Annotated in this window: 17 protein-coding genes; 8 read left to right on the top strand and 9 right to left on the bottom strand. The window is 70.7% G+C overall.

Annotated elements, in window-relative coordinates:
• Positions 1 to 25: 25 nt before the first annotated feature.
• Positions 26 to 1,012: a lysylphosphatidylglycerol synthase domain-containing protein gene (locus tag ACQG07_RS15575; protein WP_426738741.1), complete on the top strand. Its 987-nt coding sequence runs from the start codon at positions 26 to 28 to the stop codon at positions 1,010 to 1,012.
• Between the two features lie 30 nt (positions 1,013 to 1,042).
• Here the strand turns inward: ACQG07_RS15575 and rfbA are convergent, their stop codons facing one another.
• Both rfbA and ACQG07_RS15565 read right to left on the bottom strand, forming a co-directional pair.
• A complete protein-coding gene (gene rfbA, locus ACQG07_RS15570) occupies positions 1,043 to 1,912 on the bottom strand; it encodes a glucose-1-phosphate thymidylyltransferase RfbA (protein ID WP_192006805.1) in 870 nt (289 codons plus the stop codon).
• 2 nt (positions 1,913 to 1,914) lie between these two features.
• A complete protein-coding gene (locus tag ACQG07_RS15565; protein ID WP_426738740.1) occupies positions 1,915 to 2,520 on the bottom strand; it encodes a dTDP-4-dehydrorhamnose 3,5-epimerase family protein in 606 nt (201 codons plus the stop codon).
• 100 nt (positions 2,521 to 2,620) lie between these two features.
• Between ACQG07_RS15565 and ACQG07_RS15560 the strand changes: the two genes are divergently transcribed.
• The 4 genes from ACQG07_RS15560 to ACQG07_RS15545 all read left to right on the top strand — a co-directional run bounded on the left by ACQG07_RS15560 (position 2,621) and on the right by ACQG07_RS15545 (position 6,113).
• Entirely contained in the window at positions 2,621 to 3,214 is a 594-nt protein-coding gene (locus ACQG07_RS15560) for a GtrA family protein (protein ID WP_426738738.1), read from the top strand.
• Entirely contained in the window at positions 3,211 to 4,062 is an 852-nt protein-coding gene (gene rfbD, locus ACQG07_RS15555; RefSeq protein ID WP_426738737.1) for a dTDP-4-dehydrorhamnose reductase, read from the top strand. Before ACQG07_RS15560 ends, rfbD begins: the two co-directional genes overlap by 4 nt.
• Positions 4,059 to 5,195 carry a glycosyltransferase family 4 protein gene (locus ACQG07_RS15550; RefSeq protein ID WP_426738736.1) on the top strand — a complete coding sequence of 379 codons (1,137 nt, stop codon included), beginning with the start codon at positions 4,059 to 4,061 and terminating at the stop codon, positions 5,193 to 5,195. The genes rfbD and ACQG07_RS15550 overlap by 4 nt, the downstream gene beginning before the upstream one ends.
• A gap of 99 nt (positions 5,196 to 5,294) precedes the next feature.
• Positions 5,295 to 6,113, top strand: a complete 819-nt coding sequence (locus ACQG07_RS15545; RefSeq protein WP_192006809.1) for a methyltransferase domain-containing protein — start codon at positions 5,295 to 5,297, stop codon at positions 6,111 to 6,113.
• A gap of 48 nt (positions 6,114 to 6,161) precedes the next feature.
• Here the strand turns inward: ACQG07_RS15545 and ACQG07_RS15540 are convergent, their stop codons facing one another.
• Both ACQG07_RS15540 and purE read right to left on the bottom strand, forming a co-directional pair.
• Entirely contained in the window at positions 6,162 to 7,535 is a 1,374-nt protein-coding gene (locus tag ACQG07_RS15540) for an LCP family protein (RefSeq protein ID WP_426738735.1), read from the bottom strand.
• A complete protein-coding gene (purE, locus tag ACQG07_RS15535; RefSeq protein ID WP_426738734.1) occupies positions 7,532 to 8,053 on the bottom strand; it encodes a 5-(carboxyamino)imidazole ribonucleotide mutase in 522 nt (173 codons plus the stop codon). The genes ACQG07_RS15540 and purE overlap by 4 nt, the downstream gene beginning before the upstream one ends.
• 146 nt (positions 8,054 to 8,199) lie before the next feature.
• Here purE and ACQG07_RS15530 point away from each other — a divergent pair, with 146 nt between their 5' ends.
• Both ACQG07_RS15530 and ACQG07_RS15525 read left to right on the top strand, forming a co-directional pair.
• Positions 8,200 to 9,303: a VIT1/CCC1 transporter family protein gene (locus ACQG07_RS15530; RefSeq protein ID WP_426738733.1), complete on the top strand. Its 1,104-nt coding sequence runs from the start codon at positions 8,200 to 8,202 to the stop codon at positions 9,301 to 9,303.
• Positions 9,304 to 9,435: 132 nt separating this feature from the next.
• On the top strand, positions 9,436 to 11,529 hold the full coding sequence (locus ACQG07_RS15525; RefSeq protein ID WP_426738732.1) for an acyltransferase family protein: 2,094 nt from the start codon (positions 9,436 to 9,438) through the stop codon (positions 11,527 to 11,529).
• A gap of 221 nt (positions 11,530 to 11,750) precedes the next feature.
• Here the strand turns inward: ACQG07_RS15525 and ACQG07_RS15520 are convergent, their stop codons facing one another.
• Genes ACQG07_RS15520 through mvk form a run of 5 tightly spaced genes read right to left on the bottom strand, consistent with a single transcriptional unit; the run spans position 11,751 to position 17,275 of the window.
• Positions 11,751 to 12,944: a hydroxymethylglutaryl-CoA synthase gene (locus ACQG07_RS15520; protein ID WP_426738731.1), complete on the bottom strand. Its 1,194-nt coding sequence runs from the start codon at positions 12,942 to 12,944 to the stop codon at positions 11,751 to 11,753.
• A gap of 59 nt (positions 12,945 to 13,003) precedes the next feature.
• Complete coding sequence (locus tag ACQG07_RS15515) at positions 13,004 to 14,071, bottom strand: hydroxymethylglutaryl-CoA reductase (protein WP_079002857.1); 1,068 nt, start codon at positions 14,069 to 14,071, stop codon at positions 13,004 to 13,006.
• Positions 14,068 to 15,285 (bottom strand): phosphomevalonate kinase, encoded by a 1,218-nt coding sequence (locus ACQG07_RS15510; protein ID WP_071262515.1) that lies wholly within the window; start codon positions 15,283 to 15,285, stop codon positions 14,068 to 14,070. The genes ACQG07_RS15515 and ACQG07_RS15510 overlap by 4 nt, the downstream gene beginning before the upstream one ends.
• On the bottom strand, positions 15,282 to 16,340 hold the full coding sequence (gene mvaD / locus ACQG07_RS15505) for a diphosphomevalonate decarboxylase (RefSeq protein ID WP_426738730.1): 1,059 nt from the start codon (positions 16,338 to 16,340) through the stop codon (positions 15,282 to 15,284). Before mvaD ends, ACQG07_RS15510 begins: the two co-directional genes overlap by 4 nt.
• Positions 16,337 to 17,275, bottom strand: coding sequence for a mevalonate kinase (gene mvk, locus ACQG07_RS15500; protein ID WP_426738729.1), 939 nt, complete (start codon positions 17,273 to 17,275; stop codon positions 16,337 to 16,339). Before mvk ends, mvaD begins: the two co-directional genes overlap by 4 nt.
• A gap of 390 nt (positions 17,276 to 17,665) precedes the next feature.
• Between mvk and ACQG07_RS15495 the strand changes: the two genes are divergently transcribed.
• Positions 17,666 to 23,248 carry a glutamate synthase-related protein gene (locus tag ACQG07_RS15495; protein ID WP_426738728.1) on the top strand — a complete coding sequence of 1,861 codons (5,583 nt, stop codon included), beginning with the start codon at positions 17,666 to 17,668 and terminating at the stop codon, positions 23,246 to 23,248.
• Positions 23,249 to 23,258 lie beyond the last annotated feature (10 nt).

Genomic DNA, 23,258 nt, shown 5'->3' with positions numbered 1-23,258 from the left:
CGCTGCGGGATAATGGGCACATCCCATGAAGATCCTCTCCAAGTATAGGAAGCCGCTCCAGGTCGGCTTCGCGGCCGTGGTCGTCGCCTGCATCGCCTGGACCGTGGTCGCGAACTGGTCCTCGTTCTCGACGAGCGTGGGACGGATGGATCCGTGGTGGCTCGTCGGGTCCGCGCTCGCCGGGTTCGCCGGGGTGGCCCTGTCCATGCTCGCGTGGCGGGCCATCGTGATCGCGTTCGGCCACCGCATCTCGGTCCGCGAAGCCGGCTACGTGGTCTTCGTCTCGCAGATCGGCAAGTACATCCCGGGCGGGGTCTGGCCGATCGTCGCCGGAAGCCAGCTCGGACGTCGCGCGGGCCTGCCGACTGCCACGACGGTCGTGACGCTCACGGCACAGCTGGGAGTCAGTCTCGTCACCGGCTCGACCCTCGCGGTCGGAGCGCTCTTCGGGTTCCCCGCCCTCCGGCAATACGCGCCGCTCCTGATCGCCCTCGTCGCCATCGGCGTGATCGCGCTGCTGCCCCCGGTCATGCGGCTCGTGCTGGGATGGATGTTCACCCTGATGCGGCGTCGGGACGAGCTCCCGCAACTCCGCAGTCTGCCCCTCCTCTCCGCCGTCGGCTGGTCGCTGGCCAGCTGGGGCGCGTTCGGGGTCCACCTCTGGTGCATCGTGTCCGCGCTGGGCACTGTCGACCCGGCGGCGATCCTGCCGGCGGTCTTCGGTTACTCGCTCGCCTGGGTGGCCGGCTTCCTGGCGGTCATCGCACCGGCGGGCGCGGGCGTCCGCGAGGCGATCCTGGCCCTGGTGCTCGCGAACACCGTCGCCGCCGGTTCGATCCTCGGTATCGTGCTCGTCAGCCGCTTCCTGCTCATCATCGTCGACGTCGCCGTCTGCGTCTACGCGGTCGTACGAGGTCGTGTGACTGCGGTCGTCGTCCATCCGGAGTCGGCCGATGCTGCAGACCTGGACCCACCGGCGGACGCTGGAACGCCGACACCCGACCCACGCTGAGCGCAGGTCGGGTGCAGGGAGCGAACCGATTCAGCTCTGCTGTGCCAGCAGCGTCTGCAGGTACCGGCCGTAGCCGCTCTTCACCAGCGGCGCTGCGAGGGCGGCGAGCTGCTCGTCGTCGATCCACCCGGCGCGCCAGGCGATCTCCTCGATGCAGCCCACCTTGAAGCCCTGGCGGTCCTCGATGACGCGCACGTACTCGGACGCCTGCATCATCGACTCGAAGGTGCCGGTGTCGAGCCAGGCGGTACCGCGGTCGAGCACCTGGACCTGCAGCGCGCCCTGCTCGAGGTAGCGCTCGTTGACCGTGGAGATCTCGAGCTCGCCTCGCGCGGAGGGCTCGATCGTCTTGGCGATCTCGACGATCGAGTTGTCGTAGAAGTAGAGCCCGGGGACCGCGTAGTTGCTCTTCGGCTTGGCCGGCTTCTCCTCGATGGAGAGCGCCTTGAAGTCGTCGTCGAACTCCACGACGCCGTAAGCCTTCGGGTCTGCCACCTGGTACGCGAAGATGAGCGCGCCGTCGATGTCGTTGTGGCTGCGGAGGGCGGAACCGAGGCCGGTGCCGTGGAAGATGTTGTCACCCAGGACCAGGGCGACGCTCTCGTCGCCGATGAACTCCTCACCGATGATGAAGGCCTGTGCCAGGCCGTCTGGCGAGGGCTGCACCGCGTACTCGAGCCGGATCCCGAGGTCGTCACCGTTGCCGAGGAGTGCACGGAACTGCTCGTTGTACTCAGGGGTGGTGATGATGAGGATCTCCTTGATCCCCGCCATCATGAGCGTCGACAGGGGGTAGTAGATCATCGGCTTGTCGTAGATCGGCATGAGCTGCTTCGAGATGCCCTTGGTGATCGGCCAGAGCCGCGTGCCGGATCCACCGGCGAGAATGATGCCGCGCATCGTCAGTTCCCCTTCAAGGTCGCGTAGAACGCCCGGGCGTCGTCCCAGGTCGGCAGGAGGCCGGCGGCGGCCGCCTCGTCGAGGCCGGGGGCCTCGGTGTCCTTCGGTGAGAGCAGCGGGATGCCTGCCTCGGGCGGGATGACGAGGCCGACCCGCTCGTCGAGCGGGTTGATGCCGTGCTCACGGTCGGGACGGTAGACGTCGGTCACGAGGTAGCTGACGGTGGCGTCGTCGGTGAGCGCGACGAAGCAGTGACCGAGGCCCTCGGAGATGAAGATGGCCTTGCGGTCGGTGTCGTCGAGCAGCACCGAGTCCCACTGGCCGAAGGTCGGTGAGCCCACGCGGATGTCGATGACGTAGTCGAGGACGGCGCCGCGCGTGGCCGTGACGTACTTCGCCTGGCCGATCGGGATGTCCGCGAAGTGGATGCCGCGCACCGAGCCGCGCTTCGACACCGAGGTGTTCGACTGGGCGAGCTTGATGGACCGGCCGGAGACCTCTTCGAGCTTGTCGAAGCGGTACCACTCGAGGAAGACACCTCGGTCGTCGCCGAACTGCTTCGGCGTGATCTCATAGCTGTCGGGGACGTTCAGTTCGCGGATCTGCACCCGGGGAGTCTACCAAGACGGTGCCCTGCGGAGGGATGCCGCGGTCCGGTTGCCGGTCGCCTCAGGCATAATCGAGTGTCCGCGCACAGAACGGCCCGCCATGATCCCCCTGCTCCGCCGCCTTTGGGACGGCGTCGCCGCGTACGCGGTGAAGTTCGGCGTCGTCGGACTCATCGGCTTCGGCCTCGACGTCCTCGTGTTCAACCTGCTGCGGGTCGGCGTCTTCGGGCATGACCACCTCGCCCAGTCTCCCATCGGCGCCAAGGTCATCAGCGTCTCGGTCGCGATCGTCTTCAATTGGATCGGCAACCGGTACTGGACCTTCCGCGAGCACCGCCGGAAGAACTTCATCCTGGAGCTCGGCGAATACGTGATCGTCTCCCTGGGCGGGATGGCCATCGCGGTCGGGTGCCTCTACATGAGCCACTACGTGCTCGGCTTCACCTCGCTGCTCGCCGACAACATCGCGTCGAACGTGATCGGGCTGGGCCTCGGAACCCTCTTCCGGTTCTTCCTCTACCGGTTCTGGGTGTACGGGCACCACCGGGCGGACGGTCTGGCCAACCTCGCCCGTGTGGAGGAGGCCCAGCGGACCCTGTTCGAGGAGCCGCCGACCGACGCCACCCGGTCAGCGACCTCCACGACCGAGCCGGGTACGATGAACGGGCCACTCCCGAGAGGACCCCTATCTTGACGTACCTGATCACCGGCGCTTCCGGCATGCTCGGCCACGACCTGCAGGAGGCCCTGACGGGTCGTGAGGTCACCGCCCTCGGTCGCGCCGAGCTCGACGTGACCGACCTCGAGGCGGTCCGCGCCGCTGTCGCGGGTCACACCGCCGTCATCAACGCCGCCGCCTACACCAAGGTCGACGACGCCGAATCACACGAGGCCGATGCAGCCGCCGTGAACGCCGTCGGCGCCCGCAACCTCGCGGTCGCCGCCCGGGAGGCCGGCGCGAAGCTCGTCCAGGTGTCCACCGACTACGTCTTCGACGGCTCCGCCACCTCGCCGTACCAGGAGGACCACCCGCTGGCCCCGATCAGCGCCTACGGCCGGACGAAGGCCGACGGGGAGCGAGCCGTCCTCGCCGAGCACCCGAACGGCGGCTACATCGTCCGCACGGCCTGGCTGTACGGCAAGAACGGGCCGAACTTCGCCGCCACCATGGCGAAGCTCGCGGCGAACGGCGTCGACCCGGCCGTCGTCACCGATCAGCTGGGACAGCCCACGTGGACCGCCGACCTCGCTGCGCAGATCGTCGCGCTGCTCGACGCCGACGCACCTGCCGGGATCTACCACGGCACCAACGCCGGACAGGCCTCCTGGTACGAGTTCGCACAGGCGGTCTTCGCGGCGGTCGGCGCCGACCCCGCAAGGGTCTCCCCCACCGACAGTTCGGCGTTCGTCCGCCCCGCGCCGCGGCCCGCCTATTCGGTGCTCGGTCACGACGCCTGGTCCACCGCCGGACTCGCGCCGATGCGCGACTGGCGGGAGGCCTTCGAGGCAGCGACGCAGCACGGCGTCGTCACGGCGCCGTGACCACCCTCCGCGTCGTCGTCGACCAGATCGTCGCACCGGTCGCCGGTGGAGTCGGTCGCTACTCCGAGGAACTCACCCGGGAGCTCATCGCGAGTGCCCCGGCCGGATGCGACGTCGAGGGCATCGTCTCGGCGGTGCCGAAGGAGAAGATCGACCTCCTCGAGTCCAAGCTCCCCGGGCTGGCGACGCTGCATCGCACCACGCTGCCGCGACGCGAGCTCAGTGCCGCCTGGCAGCTCGGCATCGTGGCACCGGGGACGGCGAACGGCATGGTGCACGCCCCGGGCCTGCTCGCCCCACTCAACCGCCACGACCGCATCAACGACGGCAACCAGATCGTCGTCACCATCCACGACACACTCGCCTGGTCGCACCCCTCGTCCCTGACGCCGATGTCGGTGGCCTGGCAGAAGGCGATGGTCAAGCGGGCGCGGAAGCACGCGGACGCCATCGTGGTCCCGACGCATGCGGTCGCCGACGAACTGCGCGACATCGTCGATCTCGGCGACCGCGTCCGCGTCATCGGCGGTGCCGCCGCGACCACGCTCACCATCCCGACCGACGCCGACGGCCGTGCACGGACGCTCGACCTCCCATCCGAATACCTCGTGTCGGTCGGTTCGCTCGACCCCCGCCGCGGCATCGCGGAGCTCATCACCGGCCTCGGCCGCCCCGGCGCCCCCGACCTCCCGCTGCTCATCGTCGGCACCGACAGCTGGGGCGACGTCACCCTCGCGCAGGTGGCCGATGAGGCCGGTCTGCCGGAGGGGCGGGTGCGTGCACTCGGATTCCTCGACGACGCCGACCTCGCCGTCGTCCTCGACCGCGCGACCGCCTTCGTCTACCCGAGTCTCGCCGAAGGGTTCGGGCTCCCGCTCGTCGAGGCGTTCCGCTTCGGCACGCCCGTCATCCACTCCGACGTGCCGGCGCTCGTCGAGGTCGGCGGTGGAGCCGGCGTCGTGGTCGAGTCCGGTGCCAAGGGGTACGCCGATCGACTCATCGCCACCATCAACGACGTCATCGGCGACAGCGAACGCCTCTCGCGCCTGCGCATCCTCGGCATGGACCGCGAGCAGGCCTTCAGCTGGCGCGACTCCGCCGAACGCGTCTGGCAGCTCCACGCGGAGATCTGAGCCGGCCGGGATGATGACGATCAGCGTCGATTCACGCCGCTGAATCCGCCCGTTCGTAACGTGGGCGGACGGCCGATCCGACACTCGTAGGGTTGATGGGTGACCTCTTCGACCGCTCGCGAGCGCTACACGCTCGGCCACCATCCCAGCGTCCTGCGTACCCATTCCTGGCGCACCGCCGAGAACTCCGCTGCACACCTGCTCCCCCATCTGCACGCGGGCCTCCAGGTCCTGGACCTCGGCAGCGGGCCAGGCACGATCACGCTCGACCTCGCCCGCCTCGTGGCGCCCGGCACGGTCATCGGCGTCGACGCCTCGGACCAGGTCACCGCCGACGCCCGAGCCCGTGCCGCCGCCGCCGGCGTCGGGAACGTCAGCTTCACGGTCGGTGACGCCTATGCACTCGACCTCCCTGACGACAGCGTCGACGTCGCCCACGTGCACCAGCTCCTCCAGCATGTGGCCGACCCGGTCGCCGTGATCCGCGAACTGCGACGGGTGGTCCGACCGGGCGGCATCATCGCCCTCCGCGAGATCGTCTACGGCGGGGCGGTCTGGTACCCGCTGTCCGCCGGCCTCAGCCGGTGGATGGAGATCTACCAGGAGCTCGCCAGGGCGAACGGCGGTGAACCGGATGCCGGGAGCCGGCTGAAGTCGTGGGCGATGGAAGCCGGGCTGACGGAGCTGCGCAGCACGGCGAGCGTCTGGTCGTTCGAATCCCCTGCGGACCGCGAGTGGTGGGGCGGCGCGTGGTCGGAGCGGGCGCAGACCTCCAGCTTCGCGACCCAGGCGCTCGAGACCGGGATCGCGGACGACGACGACCTGGTCCTCATCTCGACGGCGTGGCGGGACTGGGTCGACGCGGCCGACGGATGGTTCGCCGTTCCGCACGGCGAGATCATCGCGACCGTGCGCTGAGCCCTTCGACAGGCTCAGGGACCGGGTGGGTGGCTCAGGGACCGGGACTCAGCCGGCGTCGGGCTCCGGGCTCGGCGACGGCGGGAACAGCTGGTCCTGCACCATCTGGTGGATGAGCGTGTAGTCAGGCTCTTCCGGATCGATCGTCGGCGGGACGAACTGCAGGGAGTTGATCGGCAGCTCGCGCGTCTTCAGCGCGAGGTTCACGAAGTAACCGAGCATGCCCTGCGGCACATCGGTCTTGACGACGTCTCCTCCCGCGGCCGCCACGTCCTGGAAGCGCGCGAGGACGTTCGCCGGGTTGAACTGTTTGAGCATCGCCGTCTGCAGGATGTGCTGGCGCTCCATGCGGTCGTAGTCGCTCGTCGAGTGCCGCGACCGGGCGTACATGAGCGCCGTCCAGCCGTCCATGTGCTGCTTACCGGGCTCGATCCACGCCGTGACGTTCTCGAGGTCGGCGTCGCCGTCCATCGGGAGCCGTTCCTTGACGTCGATGTCGACGCCACCGAGCGTGTCGATCAGCGTGGCGAAGCCGTACATGTCGATGAGGACGTACCACTGGATGTGCAGCCCGGTGATGCCCTCCGCGGCCTGCTTCATCGCCTCGATGCCGGGCTCACTCGCCTCGGCCGTCGCCTTGGGGAACAGTTCGGGGTTCTTCAGCTCGATCTCGGTGTAGATCGAGTTGAGCTGACAGACGTCGACATCGCAGGAGTCGTCGTAGCCGTCCGGGTAGAGGGACGCCATCTCGCTGCCCTCGGGGAACGGGATGTCGACGAGGTCGCGCGGCATGGACATCGTCGTCGCCTGCCCGGTCTCCGCGTTGATGCTGACGACCGACATGCTGTCCGGCCGCATCCCGTCGCGGTCGGGGCCGGCGTCACCACCGAGCAGCAGGATGTTGTAGTAGCCGTCCACCGGCGGCTCCGACGGACCGGTGTTGCCGAAGATGGAGGAGATCGAGCCGCGGGTCGCGCCGGCGACGACCGCTCCGTACCCGGCCCCACCGGCCACCAGCACCATGGCGAGGGTGGTGAACAGCGCGACGCCGAGCCTGGCGTTCGGCGAGGCCTTGACGAGACGGACGAGCCGCAAGGTGTCGAGCGTCAGCACGACCCAGAGGATCGCGTAGGCGACGAGGAGGACCTGGGCGACGGTCAGCGCGATCGGGTTCGTCGCGAGGGTGAAGAGCACTTCGCGGGCGAGGAACATGAGGGCTACGCCGACGACGACGAGCAGCCAGAGGAAGAGGGTGAACCCGAGGCCGAACCGACCGAGCTTCCGGTTCCCGGCGAGCACCTGTGCGGAGCCGGGGATCAGCAGGTTGAGCAGGACGAGCCACCAGGCGCGCTTGGTCATCACCTCGCGTGAACGGGTGTCTGGGTACCGCATCGGCTTCGCGGCGGTGGCTGCACTCGTCATAGCTGCGCTTTGAGGTTCCGGTTCTTCTCCTCGACCGAGTCGGCGAGGGCCTCGGCGTAGGCGACGAGCGCGTGGTGCAAGGCGTCGTCGGCCGTGGCGAGGATCTTGACGGCGATCAGCGCGGCGTTCTTCGCGCCACCGATCGACACGGTCGCGACCGGCACGCCAGCGGGCATCTGCACGATCGACAGGAGCGAGTCGAGGCCGTCGAGGCGGGAGAGCGGCACCGGGACGCCGACGACCGGGAGCGTGGTGACGGAGGCGAGCATCCCGGGAAGGTGCGCCGCTCCACCGGCACCGGCGATGACGACCTTGACGCCACGGCCGTAGGCGGTTTTGCCGTAGGCGATCATCTTCTCGGGCGTGCGGTGGGCCGACAGCACCTCGACCTCGAACGGCACGCCGAAGTCGCGGAGCACCTGCGCCGCGTCGCTCATGACGTTCCAGTCGGAGTCCGAGCCCATCACGACGCCGACGAGCGGCGGGGCGTCAAGGGACGGGGCGGAGTTCTCGGGCATGAGCACCATCGTAGATCGCGGTGCCTGAAGATCGGCTCAGGACGCACCGCAGCTGGCGGACAAGCCCTCGCCCAGGAGCCCCCAGTCCGGGGACGCCTCGGTACCGCGCAGCGCACCGGTCGACCGGTGTCTGGGACAATCGGCGGATGAGCACGTCGACCGCGGACGGATCCGCAGCACGCCACGAGCCGCCCAGCCAGCGCGAGCTGCGGCGGTGGCGCGGGTACCTCGCCGACGAACGCGCCGAGGCCGCCGTCTACCGGGATCTCGCCGGGCGGCGGAGCGGTGAGGAGCGCGACATCCTGCTCGCGCTCGCGGAGGCCGAGAAACGCCACGAGTCGCACTGGATCGCGCTGCTCGGGGAGGACGTCGGCAAGCCGCAACGCGGTGACCTGCGGACCAGGCTGCTCGGCTGGCTCGCGAGGCGGTTCGGATCCGTCTTCGTCCTGGCGCTCGTCCAGCGCGCCGAGTCGCGCTCGCCCTACGCGACCGAACGGGCGGCCACCGAGCGCATGGCCGCCGACGAGCAGATCCACGAGGAGGTCGTCCGGGGCCTGGCCGCCCGAGGACGCAACCGCCTGTCCGGAACCTTCCGGGCGGCCGTGTTCGGAGCGAACGACGGCCTCGTCTCGAACCTCGCGCTCGTCATCGGCATGAGCGCCACCGGCGTCGGCAACGGCGTCGTCCTCGCTGCCGGGCTCGCGGGCCTCCTGGCGGGCGCGCTGTCGATGGGGGCCGGCGAGTACGTCTCGGTGCGGTCGCAGCGGGAACTGCTCGAGGCGTCCAGCCCCAACCCCGCGGCCGACGACGCCCTCCCCCACCTCGACGTCGACGCGAACGAACTCGCGCTCGTCTACCGGGCACGCGGCATGGAGGTCGATGAAGCCGAGGCCCACGCAGCGGACGTCCTGGCCCGCGTCGGCGCCGGCACCTACCAGCGCGAGGCCCGGACGGCGATGGAGCACGAGGCCATCGGGACCGGGCTCGGTGCCGCGCTCTCGAGCTTCTGCTTCTTCGCGTCGGGCGCCGTCATCCCGGTCCTGCCCTACCTGTTCGGACTGCAGGGTGTCGCTGCATTGCTGGTCGCCGCGCTCCTGGTCGGGGGTGCCCTGCTCGGCACCGGCGCCGTCGTCGGGCTGCTCTCCGGGGGGCCACCGCTTTGCCGGGCACTGCGACAACTCGCGATCGGGTACGGCGCTGCTGCGGCGACCTACGTGCTCGGCCTGCTCTTCGGCGCGAATGTCGGCTGACCCGGCCGTCGGTCGTCCGCCGCGCGACATCGGGAGCCGATGCGAACACGTCATCTGCCGTCCACGAGTGCGTCACCGGCGTTCCCTACGCTGAGCCCGCCGTCCGTCGACCCGGAGGGTGGAGGAGGGCGCGTGAGGCAGGTGCAGGACCGGACCGACGTGTCTCCCCTCCTCGGTGCAGTTCCGCGCACGCAGCCTGACATCCAGTTGCTCCGCGCGATCGCCGTCCTGTCCGTCGTGGTCTTCCACCTGTCGTCGAGTCTCCTGCCCGGCGGGTACGTCGGCGTCGACGTGTTCTTCGTCGTCAGTGGCTATCTGATCACGAGCCACCTCGCACGCCAGGCCGACCAGACGGGCCGCGTCGACCTCCCGGCGTTCTGGGCCCGGAGGATCCGGCGACTCCTGCCGGCCGCTCTGCTCGTCCTCGCCGTCGCCGCCGTCCTGATCTGGCGGCTGGCCCCGCCGAGCGCCTGGACGCAGTTCTTCACCGAGACCGTGGCGAGCGCGACCTCCTGGGAGAACTGGTTCCTGGCCGGGAGCTCCGTGGACTATCTCGCACAGGGCAGCGCCGCGTCACCGGTCCAGCACTTCTGGTCGCTCTCCGTCGAAGAGCAGTTCTACCTCGGCTGGCCGCTCGTCGTCGTGCTGTGCGTGTGGCTCACCCGGCGTCGACCGTCGGACCTCCGCCGCACCCTCGGTGCTGCGCTCGGGATCATCGGTGCCACCTCACTCCTGTGCTCGATCCTGTACACGGCGGCGGACCCGGCTCCGGCGTACTTCGCCACGCCGACCCGTGCCTGGGAGTTCGCGGCCGGCGGTCTGCTCGCGCTCCTCGGGCCGGTCGTGGTCGTGCACCGCACCCGGTGGCGAACGGTCTCCGGCGTCCTCGGCGTCGTCCTCCTGGCGGTCGCCCTGGTCGCCTTCACCGAGCGGACGGCGTTCCCCGGGATCGCCGCCGCCCTCCCGGTCCTCGGGACGCTCCTCGTAATCGTCGGTGGGTCGTCGACCCACCGGTGGTCCGTGACGACCCTTGCGCGCACACGTGCGTCGCTCCTCCTCGGCGATCTCTCCTATTCGCTGTACCTGTGGCACTGGCCGCTCATCGTGGTCGCGCCGTGGGTGCTCGGCGTGCCCGTCGCGCTCGACGCCCCGCTCGGTTGGGCGATCGCGGCCGCTCTCCTGGTCGTCGCCGTGGTCCTCGCCGCGCTGACGAAACGGTTCGTCGAGGACCCCGTCCGACGAGCCCCCGTCCTCGCGCACGCGCGCTCCGCACGGACCGTCCTGCTGGCGGGGGCGGCGACCGCACTCGTGCTCTGCATCCCGACGGCGGGGTTGCTGACCGTCGCCGCCGAACAACGCACCCTCGCGAGCACCGTGGACGCCTACGTCGCGGACGGCGAGCCGTGTTTCGGTGCCGATGCGGCCATGTCGGGCTGCATCAATCCGGCGTTGGCGGACGAACTCCTGCCGCCGCTGTCGGTGCGGACCGAGGACACCGGCGACACCTTCCGGTGTTCCGCGGCGGCCGACTCACCGGACTTCCCCGGCTGCACATTCGGTTCCGAGCGCCCGGACGCCACGCGGGTCGCGCTCACCGGGAACTCGCACGCCACGATGCTCATCCCCGGACTCGTCGACCAGCTCGAGGCACGCAACTGGCGACTCGACGTGTACGTCGGCAAGGGCTGCGAGTGGCGGGCACCGGCACCCGACGACTCGGCGGCCTGTGACGCCCGGCGGACGCTCATGCAGGAGGCGTTCACGGGTGAGCAGCCGTACGACATCATCCTGGTGACTTCCAAGAGTCCGGACGAGACCTCGGTGGCCGAACAGTCTGCGATCCGCAGCGCGACGCTCGCGGCGTGGAGACCGGTGCTCGAGCAAGGGACGTCGATCGTGGTGCTGCGGGACAATCCCCGCGTGCCGACCGAGGCCGCGGCGTGCGTCGACCGCACGAGCGCCGCCGAGCTCATCGCGGGGGCGTGCGCCTTCCCCGTGGCCGAGGCGTACCCGACGTTCGACCTGAACACCGCCACGGCGGCGATGACCGACGGCGCCGTGCCGGTCGTGGATCTCGGCGAGCTGTACTGCGCCGCCGGGACCTGTCCGCTCGCCGTCGGGAACGTGCTCGTCTATCGCGATCTGCACCACATCACGGCCACCTGGTCGCGGACCCTGGGCCCGTTCCTCGTCGACCGGATCCGAGCCGCCACCTCCCGAGGGTGACCAGTCCCCGATCGGGTGGAGTGCCAGCGCGGTGCGCTGACGCGAGCGTGTCGAACCCGGCGTCGGCGCGGTGCGCTGACGCGAGCGCGGCGGAACCGGCACGACCGCGGGGCACACGCGTGAGCGCGCCCCTCCGGAGACCCGCGCTCGCGTCCCCGACCCGCGGTGACGTCAGCGCACCGCGCCGGCGACCACCCAGGAGAGCTCGGGCGCGGGAGCGGTCAGGCGGAGGTGGGCTCGTACTGCCGACGGTCGCCGACGACGCCCGCGAAACGGAACGGCGCAGCGGTCTCGCGAGGGCGGTCGGAGTCGTGGACGTCGGCCGACGCCGCGTCCTCGAGGAGCTGCAGGTAGCGCGCGTCGTCGACGACCGTCCTGGCATCGAGCTGCGCACGGTTCGCGTCGCTCCGCAGAGCCGAGCGGTAGCCCGGACGCACGATGCCGCTGAAGCACTCCGCGACCGCACCCGATCCGTAGCTGAGGAACGCGATACGCCGACCGGTGAGGTCGTCGTCGCCGTCGAGCAGCGCGAGCAGCGCGAGGTACACGGAGGCCGTGTAGCTGTTCCCGATCCGGCGGTTGTACCCGGTCGTCGGCTCGATCTGTGCGTCCAACTCCTCCTGGGTGCGCTCGGAGCCGAGCGACTTGGCCAGGTGCCGGTGCGCCTTGATCGCCATCTTCGTGAACGGCTGGTGGTAGCAGAAGTGGTCGACCTCGGAGAAGTCCGCTCCGCCGCGTGACCGGTAGTCCGCCCAGGCACCCTCGATCGCGTCCTGGTAGGCGGAGATGGACAGCTTGCCGTCGACGATCGCCGTCGCGCTGTGGTTCGGGCGCCAGAAGTCCATGACGTCCTGCGTGTAGACGCCGGTCGCGGTCTCGAGCTCGAGGATGGCCGGATCGGCGGCCACGAGCATGGCGACGGCCCCGGCGCCCTGCGTCGGCTCGGCGTTGGAGTGCAGTTCGTACCGCGCGATGTCGCTCGCGATCACGAGCACGGTCTCCTCGGGGTTCCGCGCGACGAGCGCAGCCGCGAACTGCAGCGCCGCGGTGGCCGAGTAGCAGGCCTGCTTGAGCTCGACCACGCGGACCGCCTGCGGCAGGCCGAGCAGCCGGTGCACGTAGACGCCAGCGGACTTCGACTGGTCGATCCCGGACTCGGTGGCGAACAGGACGGTCCTGAGCCGGTCGCTGCCGTGGCGTTCGATGATGGGCGCGGCAGCGGCGGCGGCCATCGTGACGATGTCCTCGTCGGCGGCCGGGACGCTCATCTCGCTCTGGCCGAGACCGACGTAGTACTTGGCGGGTTCGACACCGAAGCGCCCCGCGAGCTCGGCGAGGTCGATGCGGTTCGCCCCGGTCGCGAAGGCGATGTCGTCGATGCCGACGGCGGGGCTGCTGGTCTGGTTGGTGTTCACGTGCGGGGTGCTCCGTTCGAGCGTCGACGATGCACCGGTCCCCCGGTGCGGTGGGAGGGTCAGGCGGGCGCGCCGGCTGCGGTCTGCGCGCTGCGTTCGAGCTTCAGGTGGGCGGCCATGAGCTCACCGGGGTTGGTCTGCGCGGCGAGGAGTGACAGTTCGCCACACCAGACGGCGGCAGCGCACAGGACGGCGAGTCGCCGGGCGTTGGCGCCGGGTTCACGGTCCTCGCGGCACCCGAGGCGGGTGAGGTTCTCCTCGACGAAGCCGAGCCCCTTGCCGTTGCCGACCGTGCCGACGATGAGGTTCGGCAGGGTGCAGGAGAAGTAGAGGTCGCCGTCGTGCACCTCGGCGTGTGTGACGCCCTGCGAGCCCTCGACGATGTTCGCCGCGTCCTGGCCGGTCGCCAGGTAGAACGCGAGCAGCATGTTGGCGTAGTGGGCGTTCGCGCTGCGCAGGCCGCCGGCGAGGATCGTCCCGACGAGGTTCTTGCGCACGTTCAGCTGCACGATCTGCTCGGGCGTCGTGTGCAGGAACCGCTCGACGATCGCCCGCGGGATCGTCATCTCGGTGACGACGTTCTTGCCGCGACCCAGGATGCCGTTGACCGCGGTCGCTTTCTTGTCGGAGCAGAAGTTGCCGGAGATCGAGCCGTAGCGGAGCATCGGCCAACGCTCCATGATGTACGGCATGAGACGGTCCGCCGCGAGCGTGACCATGTTGTGGCCGGACGCGTCACCGGTGCGGAACTCGAGGCGCAGGAAGAGCAGGTTGCCGGCGATCTGCGAGTTGATCTCGATGAGTTCGGCGAAGTGACTCGACTGGGCGACGACGGCCTGCAGCTCGGGCAGGCTGCGCTCGATCTCGCGGAGTGCCTGCAGGGCGTCGCCGGCCGAGTCGACCTCGAACAGGACGGAGCGGCTCATCCGCTCGTCGACGAGCGTCGCGCGGATGCCGCCGGGGACCATGGAGGAGATGCGGGCGCCCCGACGGACCGACGGCCAGAGCGGGCTCTCGTAGGTGGCGAGCGGGACCTCCTGCTCGCCCTCCATGACGTTGCCGCTCAGATGGAGCGGGCCGATCCACTTGAGTGGGACCGGTGCGACGCCGTCGGGTTCGTTGCTCATGCGTGGGGTTCCGTTCCGCCCCGGAGGACGTCGTGCTGCTCGGCGAAGGCACGAGCGTAGGTGGATCTGATGGATTCGACCGCGTCGTCGTCGGTGCGGCTGATCTCCGACGGCCCCCACGGGCTGTGGGCGGCGTCGATGAGTCCGGTCGGCGGGTGCACCGTGAGCGGGAGCCGCTCGATGCCGTGGGCCGACCAGTCGTCCTCGAGGGCGGCGGTGGAGACGGACTGCCCGATGAATGCGATGCCGCAGTCGCCACCACCGGCACCGGAGGACTTGGCCGCCCCGCCGAGGCGCTCGGCGGCGTCGCAGAGTTGCGCGAGCGCGGCGGTCTCGATGTCGACACCGGCGTCGCGTCCGAGACCGGCGAGCGTCGCGCGCGCGGAGCGGACGGCACCGAGCACGAGGGCCGGGTCCTCGTCGTTCAAGCCGATCGTGAGAGCGTCGACGGCGGCGCGACTGGCCGCGAGGAACGAGGTGTAGTGGGCGGTCTCCGCCCACTTGCGGGACTGCAGTTCGTCGACGAGACGCGTGGTCGAGGCGGGCTCGCCGGTCCATCCGACGAGGAGCCGGAGCGAGGTCGGCGGCGACAGGCGCTCGAGCCCCAGCTCGGCCCAGGGGTCGCGGAGGGCGGCGAGCACCCCTTCTCGGTGGCGCACCTCCCGCAGCCGGGCCCGATCGGGCGAGGTGTACCGGAGCCAGCCGCCGAACATGCTCGCCGCGAGGTCGCCCCCGGAGGCTGCCGGCGCGACGTCGATGGTGGCGAGGATCGCGAGCTTGAGCATCTGCGTGCGGGTGAGGTCGAGCTGGTAGAACTCGTCGAGGGCGCGGATGGTGGCGGTCGTCACGGCCGCGCTCGAGCCGAGGCCGAACTTCCGGCCGCTCGCGTCGTCGAGCTCGCTCGTGATGGACAGCGCGGAGAACCGCTGCGCGACGCCGAGCTCGGCGACGAGGGTCTCCATCGTGCTCACGGCGGAGAGGACGTGGTCGAGCGGGCGTTCCTCGTGCTCGACGACGACCCCGTTGCGGTTGCGACGCCAGATGATGGGCGCTCGGCCGTACTGGTCGGAGAAGATGCGGCCCTCGTGCTCGCTCGCCTCGAGTCGGACGGTGACGCACCGGTCGACCGCGACGAGGATGGAGGGGTGCCCTGGTTCGACGACGGCGTACTCGCCGGCCACGAAGAGCTTGCCGGGCGCCTTGATCTCGATCATCGCGCTCCTTCCGTTGTCTGCTCGCCCGCCGATCCGCCGGGCTCCGAGGTGATGAGCCTCGCGCCCCGTCCGGCTCTGGCGGGGATGACGCCGATGTCGGGCTGCGCCTCGAGGATCCGAGTCGCGAGCTCGTCGACCGCGTCGGCCCGACACAGGATCTTCACGTTCGGGCCGGCGTCCATCGTCGCATAGCATTCGAGGCCGTCGCCTCTGAGGTTTGCGACGAGATCGAGCAGTTCCACGCTCGCCGGTCCCCAATACCTGACCGGGGGCTCGGCGCCGAGCATCGTGGCGTGCATCCGCATCGCGTTCCGCTCGGCGATCGTGCCCACCGCGGTGAAGTCGGCGCGGGTGATCGCGGCGAGCATCTCCTCGAGTTCGACGGGGGTGCGTTCGACCCAGGCGGGGTAGTACGGGGAGGTGTCGACCGTGCGCCGCATGCCGTCGCGACTGGAGACCGACTTGGCCCGGGCGTCGAGGACGGTGAGGACCATGCCGAGCTCGAGTCCGGGGGCCGGCACCCCCTCGGCGAAGGAACTCTCGTCGTCGTGCCCGGCGTGCCAGACGGCGATCCCGTCGAAGATCGAGCGGGAGGCCGAGCCCGAGCCGCGGCGCGCGAGCCGGGAGAGGGCGCGGCGGTCGAGGTCGAGTCCGAACGCGGTCGATGCGGCGAGCGCCAGCGCAGCGAAGCCCGAAGCCGAGGAGGCGAGGCCGGCGCCCGTGGGGATCTCGTTGTGGGAGTCGACGGTGACGCGCTCGTCCCGGCCGGCGAGCGCGCGCACGAGGTCGATGAAGCGCGTGACGCGGGAGCGGGCGGTGCCCTCGAGGGGTCGTCCACCGAGGAGCACGACGTCGTCGTGTGCGTCCGTCAGTCGCACCGTCGTCGTCGTGGGCGCTGCGTCGAGGGTCAGTGAGAGGCTTCCGGTCCACGGGAGGATGAGCGCCTCGTCCCGCTTGCCCCAGTACTTGACGAGGGCGATGTTGGGGTTGGCGAGCGCGGTCGCACTGCCCTCCTCCGAGGCGGTCGTCGCGAGCTGTTGCGGGGTCAGGGTCACGCGTAGTCCTCCGCGTCGATCGTCCAGGTGCCGAGTGCTCCGGCCTCGAGCAGGGCTTGCGAGATGCGTCGAGCTGACGCGGGGTCTGCGGCGAGGGTGATGATGCATCCGCCCTGCCCGCCGCCCGTGAGCTTCGCGCCGAGGGCGCCGTTTCCCGCGGCGACCGCGGTGAGCGCGGTGATGGCGGGGTGGCCGGCACCGAGTTCGTCGAGGACGACCTGCGCCGCGTCCATGCGGGTCCCGAGGTCGTCGCGGCGGTCCGCGGCGAGGTCCGCGACGCCCGCCACGGTCCCGCGTTCGAGCTCGGCCAGGAGCGCGCGACCACGCTCGGGGTGCAGCTCGACGAAGGCTCGGACGTCGGCGACCGCCTTCCGGGTCGACCCGCGCGCACCGGTGTCGGCCACGACGAAGCTGCCGCCGAAGCGGATCGGCGGATGCTCGACGCGGCCGGCGGTGAAGAGGATGGGCGTCGAGGAGCTCGTGGCCCGGGCGTCGAGACCGCTGGGCGTCCCGTGGGCGACGCGTTCGCCGCGCTGCACGAGCTCGAACCGGTCGGCGTCGTCGAGCGCCACGCCGTGCAGGTCGGCGACGGCGTCGACGATCGCGTTGGCGGCCGCGGCACTCGAACCGAGGCCTCTGCCGATCGGGAGCGTCCCGCGGACGACGACCTCGACACCGGCCGGTGCCGCACCGACGTGCGCGAGGGTCTCGAGGACGGTGGTCCCGAGCGGATCGGAGGCGTCGAGCGGGCCGAGCGAGATCTCGGTGTCGAGCACCGAGGCTCCGTCGATGCGTCGGGCGGTCGCCTCGACCCGGAGCGACGGGATGGGCAGGGCGACGGCTGGAGACCCGTACACGACGGCGTGCTCGCCCAGCAGGATCGCCTTGGCGTGCGCGAAGCCGCGACCGGTCGCAGCCGTGTGCTCTGTCGTCATCTCACCATTCTGGTCCGAAAAACATGCAGCTGGCTGCACATCGGTCGTCCGGTCGCGATCCGATCCGCCACGGGGCCGGCTCGTGAGCCGTCCCGCAGCGCATCCGGGCGCTGCACGATGGGCCGTCGACGGGAGCTGCCGGAGCGCTCACGGCGTGTCCCATGCGTACCGGAAACACCCAGCCTACGCCGAACGGCCCGGTTCGGCTCGTTACGGTTGAGTGGGCGGGACGGCCCGGTTAGTATCGGAACACCTCCATTCATGCAGACGACGGCCGCCGCACCCAGCGCCCGCGTCGACACGGACCCTCCCTCCAGCGACGTAGATCCGGTCCCGTCATCTCACCGTCTCCGGGCCGTCCAGCGCCCGCATTCCGAGGGGTACCCCGTCGTGATCTCGTCTTCCGTTCCACCGCGCCCGCGCACCGCCGCACCATCGCCCCTGCCAGACCTCGTCGATCGCCAGACCGACAAGAGCGACTGCGGCGTCGGCTTCATCACCCGCAAGGACGGCGTGCAGAGCCACGACGTCATCGCACTCGGCGACACCGCCCTGTGCGCCATCCCCCACCGCGGCGGCATGTCCTCCGAGGGTGTCGGCGACGGAGCGGGCGTGCAGATCGACCTCTCGGTCGACTTCTTCAGCTCCCTCGTCGGCAAGCCGCTCGTCGCCGGGCGGTTCGGCGTCGCGAACGTCTTCCTCCCGGTCGACCACGGTCGGATCGGCGACGCCGAGGCGCTCATCGAACGCTCGCTCGGCGAGGCCGGCTTCACGGTGCTGCTCGCCCGTGCCGTGCCGACGGTCGACGCCGTCCTGCGCCCCAAGGCCGTGCAGTACCAGCTGCCGATCCGGCAGTGGATCTTCGAGCCCTCGGACGACGCCTCCACGGAGGACCTCGACCAGCGCGCGCACGCGGCCCTGCTCGCGATCGAGGCGACCGCCTACACGGACCTCACCCTCGACGGCCTCTACCCGCTGTCGCTCAGCACGCGCACCCAGGTCCTCAAGGGACGCCTCAACTCCGGCGAGGTCATCCCCTACTTCGCCGACCTGGCCGACCCCCTGCACCGGGTGAGGACCCTCGCCTTCCACACCCGGTTCTCGACGAACACCGCTCCCCACCCGTCGATGGCGCAGCCCTTCCGCCTCATGGCGCACAACGGCGAGCTCAACACCGACCGCAAGAACCGTCTGTCCGAGACGGCGCTGGCTGCATCGCGAGGCCGGAAGATCATCCGGGCCAGGGGCCAGTCGGACAGCTCGCGCCTCGACCAGACGCTGCACAGCCGCGTGGTCGAGGACGGACTCGAACTGCTCGAGGCGGTCGTGTCTGTCATGCCCCCGGCCTGGGAGAACGATCGCACCCTGAGCCGCGAGGTTCGGGCGATGCTCGAGTACTTCTCGCTCGTCGAGGAGAAGAACGACGGCCCGGCCGCGCTCATCTTCAACGACGGCACGACCGTCGGCGCCCGGCTCGACCGGCTCGGCCTGCGCCCGCTGCGCAGCGTCGAGACGGCCGACTACCTCTGCGTCACGTCCGAAGCCGGGCAGCTGCCGTTCCCGGACGACGAGGTGGTCCACCGCGGTCGCATCGAGGCCGGCGGCATGCTCGCCTACGACCACCGCACGGGCACGCGCCTCCGCACGGGCGAGGCGCTCGAGCTCCTCGCGGCGCGCAAGGACTACCCGGCGATGCTCGCCGCATCGGCCACCGACCTCGATGCGCTCGAGGACCGGGGTGTGCCGGTGTCGGTACCGACGGCCTCGGCGGACGACGCGTTCGCCTACCGCGGTGGGCTGAGCCAGGTGCAGCGCTACGTCGCGTACTCCCTCAACCAGGAGAGCTTCCGGTTCATGACGGACCCGATGCTCGCCTCGGGCAAGGAACGGATCTCGGCGATGGGCTACGGCAACGCCATCAACGCCCTGTCCGACCAGGAGGGCGGCCTGGCGAAGTACTTCTCCCAGCGCTTCGCCCAGGTGACCAACCCGCCGCTCGACAGCATCCGTGAGGCGGACGGCATGACCCTCCGGGTCGCACTCGGCCCGAAGCCCGGCAGCGGCACGGTCGGCACGAAGCAGCTCGTCCTCCGATCCCCCATCATCAGCGAGGACGAACTCCGGCGCCTCAGCGCTCAGCACGAGTCGCCGGCCGCGTGGTTCGACATCCTCTACCGGCCCGAGGTGGACGCGCAGGCGAACGCCGACGCGCTCGAGGCCGCCGTCGAGCGCGTGGCCGCAGCGGTCGCCGGGTTCGCCGCAGAGAACGGCGGCATCGCGATCCTCAGCGACCGCGGCGTCCACGCGGAGGGTGCCGCCCTGCCGCTCATCCTCGTCGTGGCGGCCGTCAATCAGCGACTCATCGACGACGGCCTCCGGCTCCGCGTGTCGCTCGTGGTCGACAGCGGCCAGCTGCCGTCCTCGCACCACGTCGCCTCCGCCCTCGGCTTCGGCGCGTCGGCGGTCCACCCGCTCGCGGTCCGTCTGCGTGCCGAGCAGCAGCACCCCGACGAGGTGGAAGCAGCGTTCCGACGGTTCGCCTACGCCGCCGAGAAGTCGCTCCTGAAGACCATGGGCCGGGTCGGCCTCTGCACCGTCGAGAGCTACATCGGCGGCGAGTTCTTCGAGCCGAACTACCTCGACACGAGCGACCCCGTGCTCGCGCGCGCCTTCCCGCACCTCCGCGCCCCCGTCGGCGGCGTCGGCTTCGCCGGGATCGCCCGGACGGCGAGCGCCTGGCACCAGCGCGCCCTGACGACGTCGAGCGACGCGGACGTCCCGCTCCTCGGCCTGTTCAAGGAACGCGCCGAGGGCGCCGGCCACTCCTACGGGACGACCGCGGTCCGCGGCTTCGTCGACCTCACCGAGGAGCCCGTGCAGCTGCCGCGAGCGGACACGACTGCCGTCGACCGCGACGGCGGCACGCTCGGTGACGACCCGCTGCGCCTCCACACCATCGGGAACCTCGAGGACGCGTTCGGGATCGACGACGACGCCTACCAGCACACCTCCTTCGACGCCCTCGACGACGACGAGATCGACGCCTTCACGATCACGCCCGGCTACCGCTCCTTCGTCCAGTCGATGACGACCGAGCGGCGCCGTCGCCCGGCGGCCCTCCGCGACGTGCTCGTGCTGCCGGAGGACATCACCCGGCTGACCACCCCGGAGGAGTTCGCTCGCGAGCTCGACCGGCTCGGCCCCGTCGGCAACTCCTCGATCGTCGTCCGGGGCCTGCGTGCGACGCGGACCGAGCAGGGGCGGCACCGGCTGCAGCTCACGGGACCGCTCGCGGGCGACCTCACGCGGGTCTCGGCGCTCGGCGAGTACTACGTCCACCGTTTCGGCGGCGAGGTGACGGGGCACTGGATCTCCGGTGGCGACCTCATCGTGGAGGCGACGGGGTCCGCCGACGACTACTTCTCGATGCTCGTCGAGGGTGCCGAGAGCATCTCGACCGACCTCGTCCAGCCGGCGAGCGAGATCACCCGATCCCTCGCGTCCGGGGCGATGAGCCACGGCGCCCTCGTGGCGACCGCGCACGAGGCGGTCGCGCACGGCACCAACATGGTCGGCGGGATGTCGAACAGTGGCGAGGGCGGCGAACACCTGTCCCGCTACGGCACCATCCGCGGCTCGCGCATCAAGCAGTTCGCCTCCGGGCGCTTCGGTGTCTGGGCCGGTTACCTCGCCGACCCGATGCTGCAGGAGCTCGAGATCAAGATCGGCCAGGGTGCCAAGCCCGGCGAGGGCGGTCAGCTCCCGGCTCCCAAGGTGACGGTGGACATCGCCGCTGCCCGGGGTGGCACACCCGGCATCGAGCTCATCTCGCCGCCGCCGCACCACGACACCTACTCGATCGAGGACCTCGCGCAGCTCATCCACGACTGCAAGGCGGCACGGGTCCGCGTCGTCGTCAAGCTCGTCTCTTCCGAGGGCATCGGCACGATCGCCGTCGGCGTCGCCAAGGCCGGCGCCGACGTCATCAACGTGGCCGGCAACACCGGTGGGACCGGCGCAGCCGCCGTGACGAGCCTCAAGTACGCCGGACGCAGCGCCGAGATCGGCATCGCCGAGGTCCACCAGGCCCTCAGCGCGAACGGTCTGCGGTCGAAGGTCACCCTGCGCTGCTCCGGCGCGCACCAGACCGGTCGCGACGTCGTCATCTCCGCCCTGCTCGGCGGCGACAGCTTCGAGTTCGGCACCACCGCGCTCATGATGCTCAAGTGCGTCATGGCGAAGAACTGCAACGTGAAGTGCCCGGCTGGTCTCACGACCAACCCGGAGACCTTCGACGGCGACCCGCGCGCGCTCGCGCAGTACCTCTTGAACATCGCGCACGACGTCCGCGAGCGGCTCGCCATCCTCGGCCTCCGCTCGCTCCGCGAAGCCCGCGGTCGCACCGACCTCCTCCACCTCGTCGACCACCCGGCGGCCGTCGCGGACCTCGACCTGCGTGCCATGCTCGCGGTCGTCCCCGAGGTCGTCGTCACCGACCCGGTGTACCTGGAGAAGGACTTCACGCTCGACGACGCCCTCATCGAGCGGGTACGGGCAGGACTCTTCGACGACGGCCGGACGACGCTCGACCTGGGCGCCGAGGACGCCGACGGCGGGATCCGACTCGGCAACCGCTGGCGTTCCGTGGGCGGGCAGCTCGCGATCGACCTCGAGCGCATCCTCAACCACGAGCTCGACGACGACCAGGCGGCGGCGATCCCCTCCGTCGTCACCGACGACCGCGGCCACCGTTCGCTCGCCGCCGACACCGTGACCATCCGCACCGAGCACTCCGCGGGGCAGTCGTACGCGGCGTTCTGCGTCGACGGCCTGCACTGGCGACACACCGGCACCTGCAACGACGGCGTCGGGAAGAGCGCCTCCGGCGGCACCATCGCGATCCTCTCCCCCGGCGGCGGCAGCTCGGAGGACGGCGGCAACGTCCTCATCGGCAACTTCGCGCTCTTCGGGGCGACCGGTGGCCGCACCTTCGTCCAGGGCGAGGCCGGCGACCGCTTCGCCGTCCGCAACTCGGGCGCCACGGCGGTCGTCGAGGGCGTCGGCGACTACGCCTGCGAGTACATGACCAACGGCGCCGTGCTGAACCTCGGCGGCTTCGGGATCGGCTTCGGCAACGGGATGAGCGGTGGCTTCGTCTACCAGTACGACCCGCGGGGCGACCTGCCGAGCAAGGTCAGCGCGGACTCCCTCCTCCTCGGATCGATCACCGAGGGCGAGCAGGCGGCGTTCCACGAGGCCGCCGTGCTCCTGCTGCTGGAGTGGCACGTCGAGGCGACCGGCTCGCCGCTCGCCTCCCGGTTGCTCGCCGACTGGGACACGGCCAGGCACCAGTTCGTGTTCGGCATGCCGCGCGCGCTGCTCCTCTACCAGGACAGCGACGCGATCCTCGCAGCCAAGAGCCGGAAGGAACTCCTCGACGAGCTCGGCGCGGCCCTCGCGGCACAGCAGCTGCGCACCTTCAAGCTCGACTACCGCGACCGCCGGCCGGTCCGCGGCGGTCGCGCCCCCGGACTCGGCGAGCCCGTGGCCGACCCGCAGGACGTCTACGCGCTCCTCACGAGCTACACGGTGCTGAAGCTCGCCCAGGAGGTCGCGATGTCCCGCACGCCAGGTGTCGACGACCCGTCGCACCCGCTCGTGCAGGCGAGTGTCCGCACGCTCATCCTCACCGAGGACTTCTTCGTCATGCAGCGGGTGCAGCGGGCGGCTCGAGAGCTGCTCGAACGGTACGACGACGAGGCGCTGGCCGCCATGATCGCCGCGAAGCGCCTCCACGACTACACGGAGGCCCTGCGCCTGCGGAACGTGCTGTCGATCGACCACCCGGGCACCACGGGGTGGATCATGCACCAGCACGCCAAGAACCGGGCCCGATCCGCAGCGACCGGTGGCACCGAAGCACTCCTTGCATCGGCCGCGCTGGCCGAACTGACCCTGGCGGGTTCCCGATGAACGCGCCCGA

Origin of the sequence: Plantibacter sp. 2H11-2 (assembly GCF_050031945.1) — a bacterium.
GTDB classification, from domain to species: Bacteria; Actinomycetota; Actinomycetes; order Actinomycetales; family Microbacteriaceae; genus Plantibacter; species Plantibacter auratus.
The sequence above is the reverse complement of the archived record's forward strand: the minus strand, read 5'-3'. Positions and strand labels throughout refer to the sequence as shown.

Excerpts from the sequence above, each read along its gene's own strand:
- ACQG07_RS15575 (WP_426738741.1), top strand. The coding sequence starts at position 26 with ATGAAGATCCTCTCCAAGTATAGGAAGCCGCTCCAGGTCGGCTTCGCG.
- rfbA (WP_192006805.1), bottom strand. The coding sequence starts at position 1,912 with ATGCGCGGCATCATTCTCGCCGGTGGATCCGGCACGCGGCTCTGGCCG.
- ACQG07_RS15560 (WP_426738738.1), top strand. The coding sequence starts at position 2,621 with ATGATCCCCCTGCTCCGCCGCCTTTGGGACGGCGTCGCCGCGTACGCG.
- ACQG07_RS15540 (WP_426738735.1), bottom strand. The coding sequence starts at position 7,535 with ATGACGAGTGCAGCCACCGCCGCGAAGCCGATGCGGTACCCAGACACC.
- purE (WP_426738734.1), bottom strand. The coding sequence starts at position 8,053 with ATGCCCGAGAACTCCGCCCCGTCCCTTGACGCCCCGCCGCTCGTCGGC.
- ACQG07_RS15530 (WP_426738733.1), top strand. The coding sequence starts at position 8,200 with ATGAGCACGTCGACCGCGGACGGATCCGCAGCACGCCACGAGCCGCCC.
- ACQG07_RS15515 (WP_079002857.1), bottom strand. The coding sequence starts at position 14,071 with ATGAGCAACGAACCCGACGGCGTCGCACCGGTCCCACTCAAGTGGATC.
- ACQG07_RS15510 (WP_071262515.1), bottom strand. The coding sequence starts at position 15,285 with ATGATCGAGATCAAGGCGCCCGGCAAGCTCTTCGTGGCCGGCGAGTAC.
- mvk (WP_426738729.1), bottom strand. The coding sequence starts at position 17,275 with ATGACGACAGAGCACACGGCTGCGACCGGTCGCGGCTTCGCGCACGCC.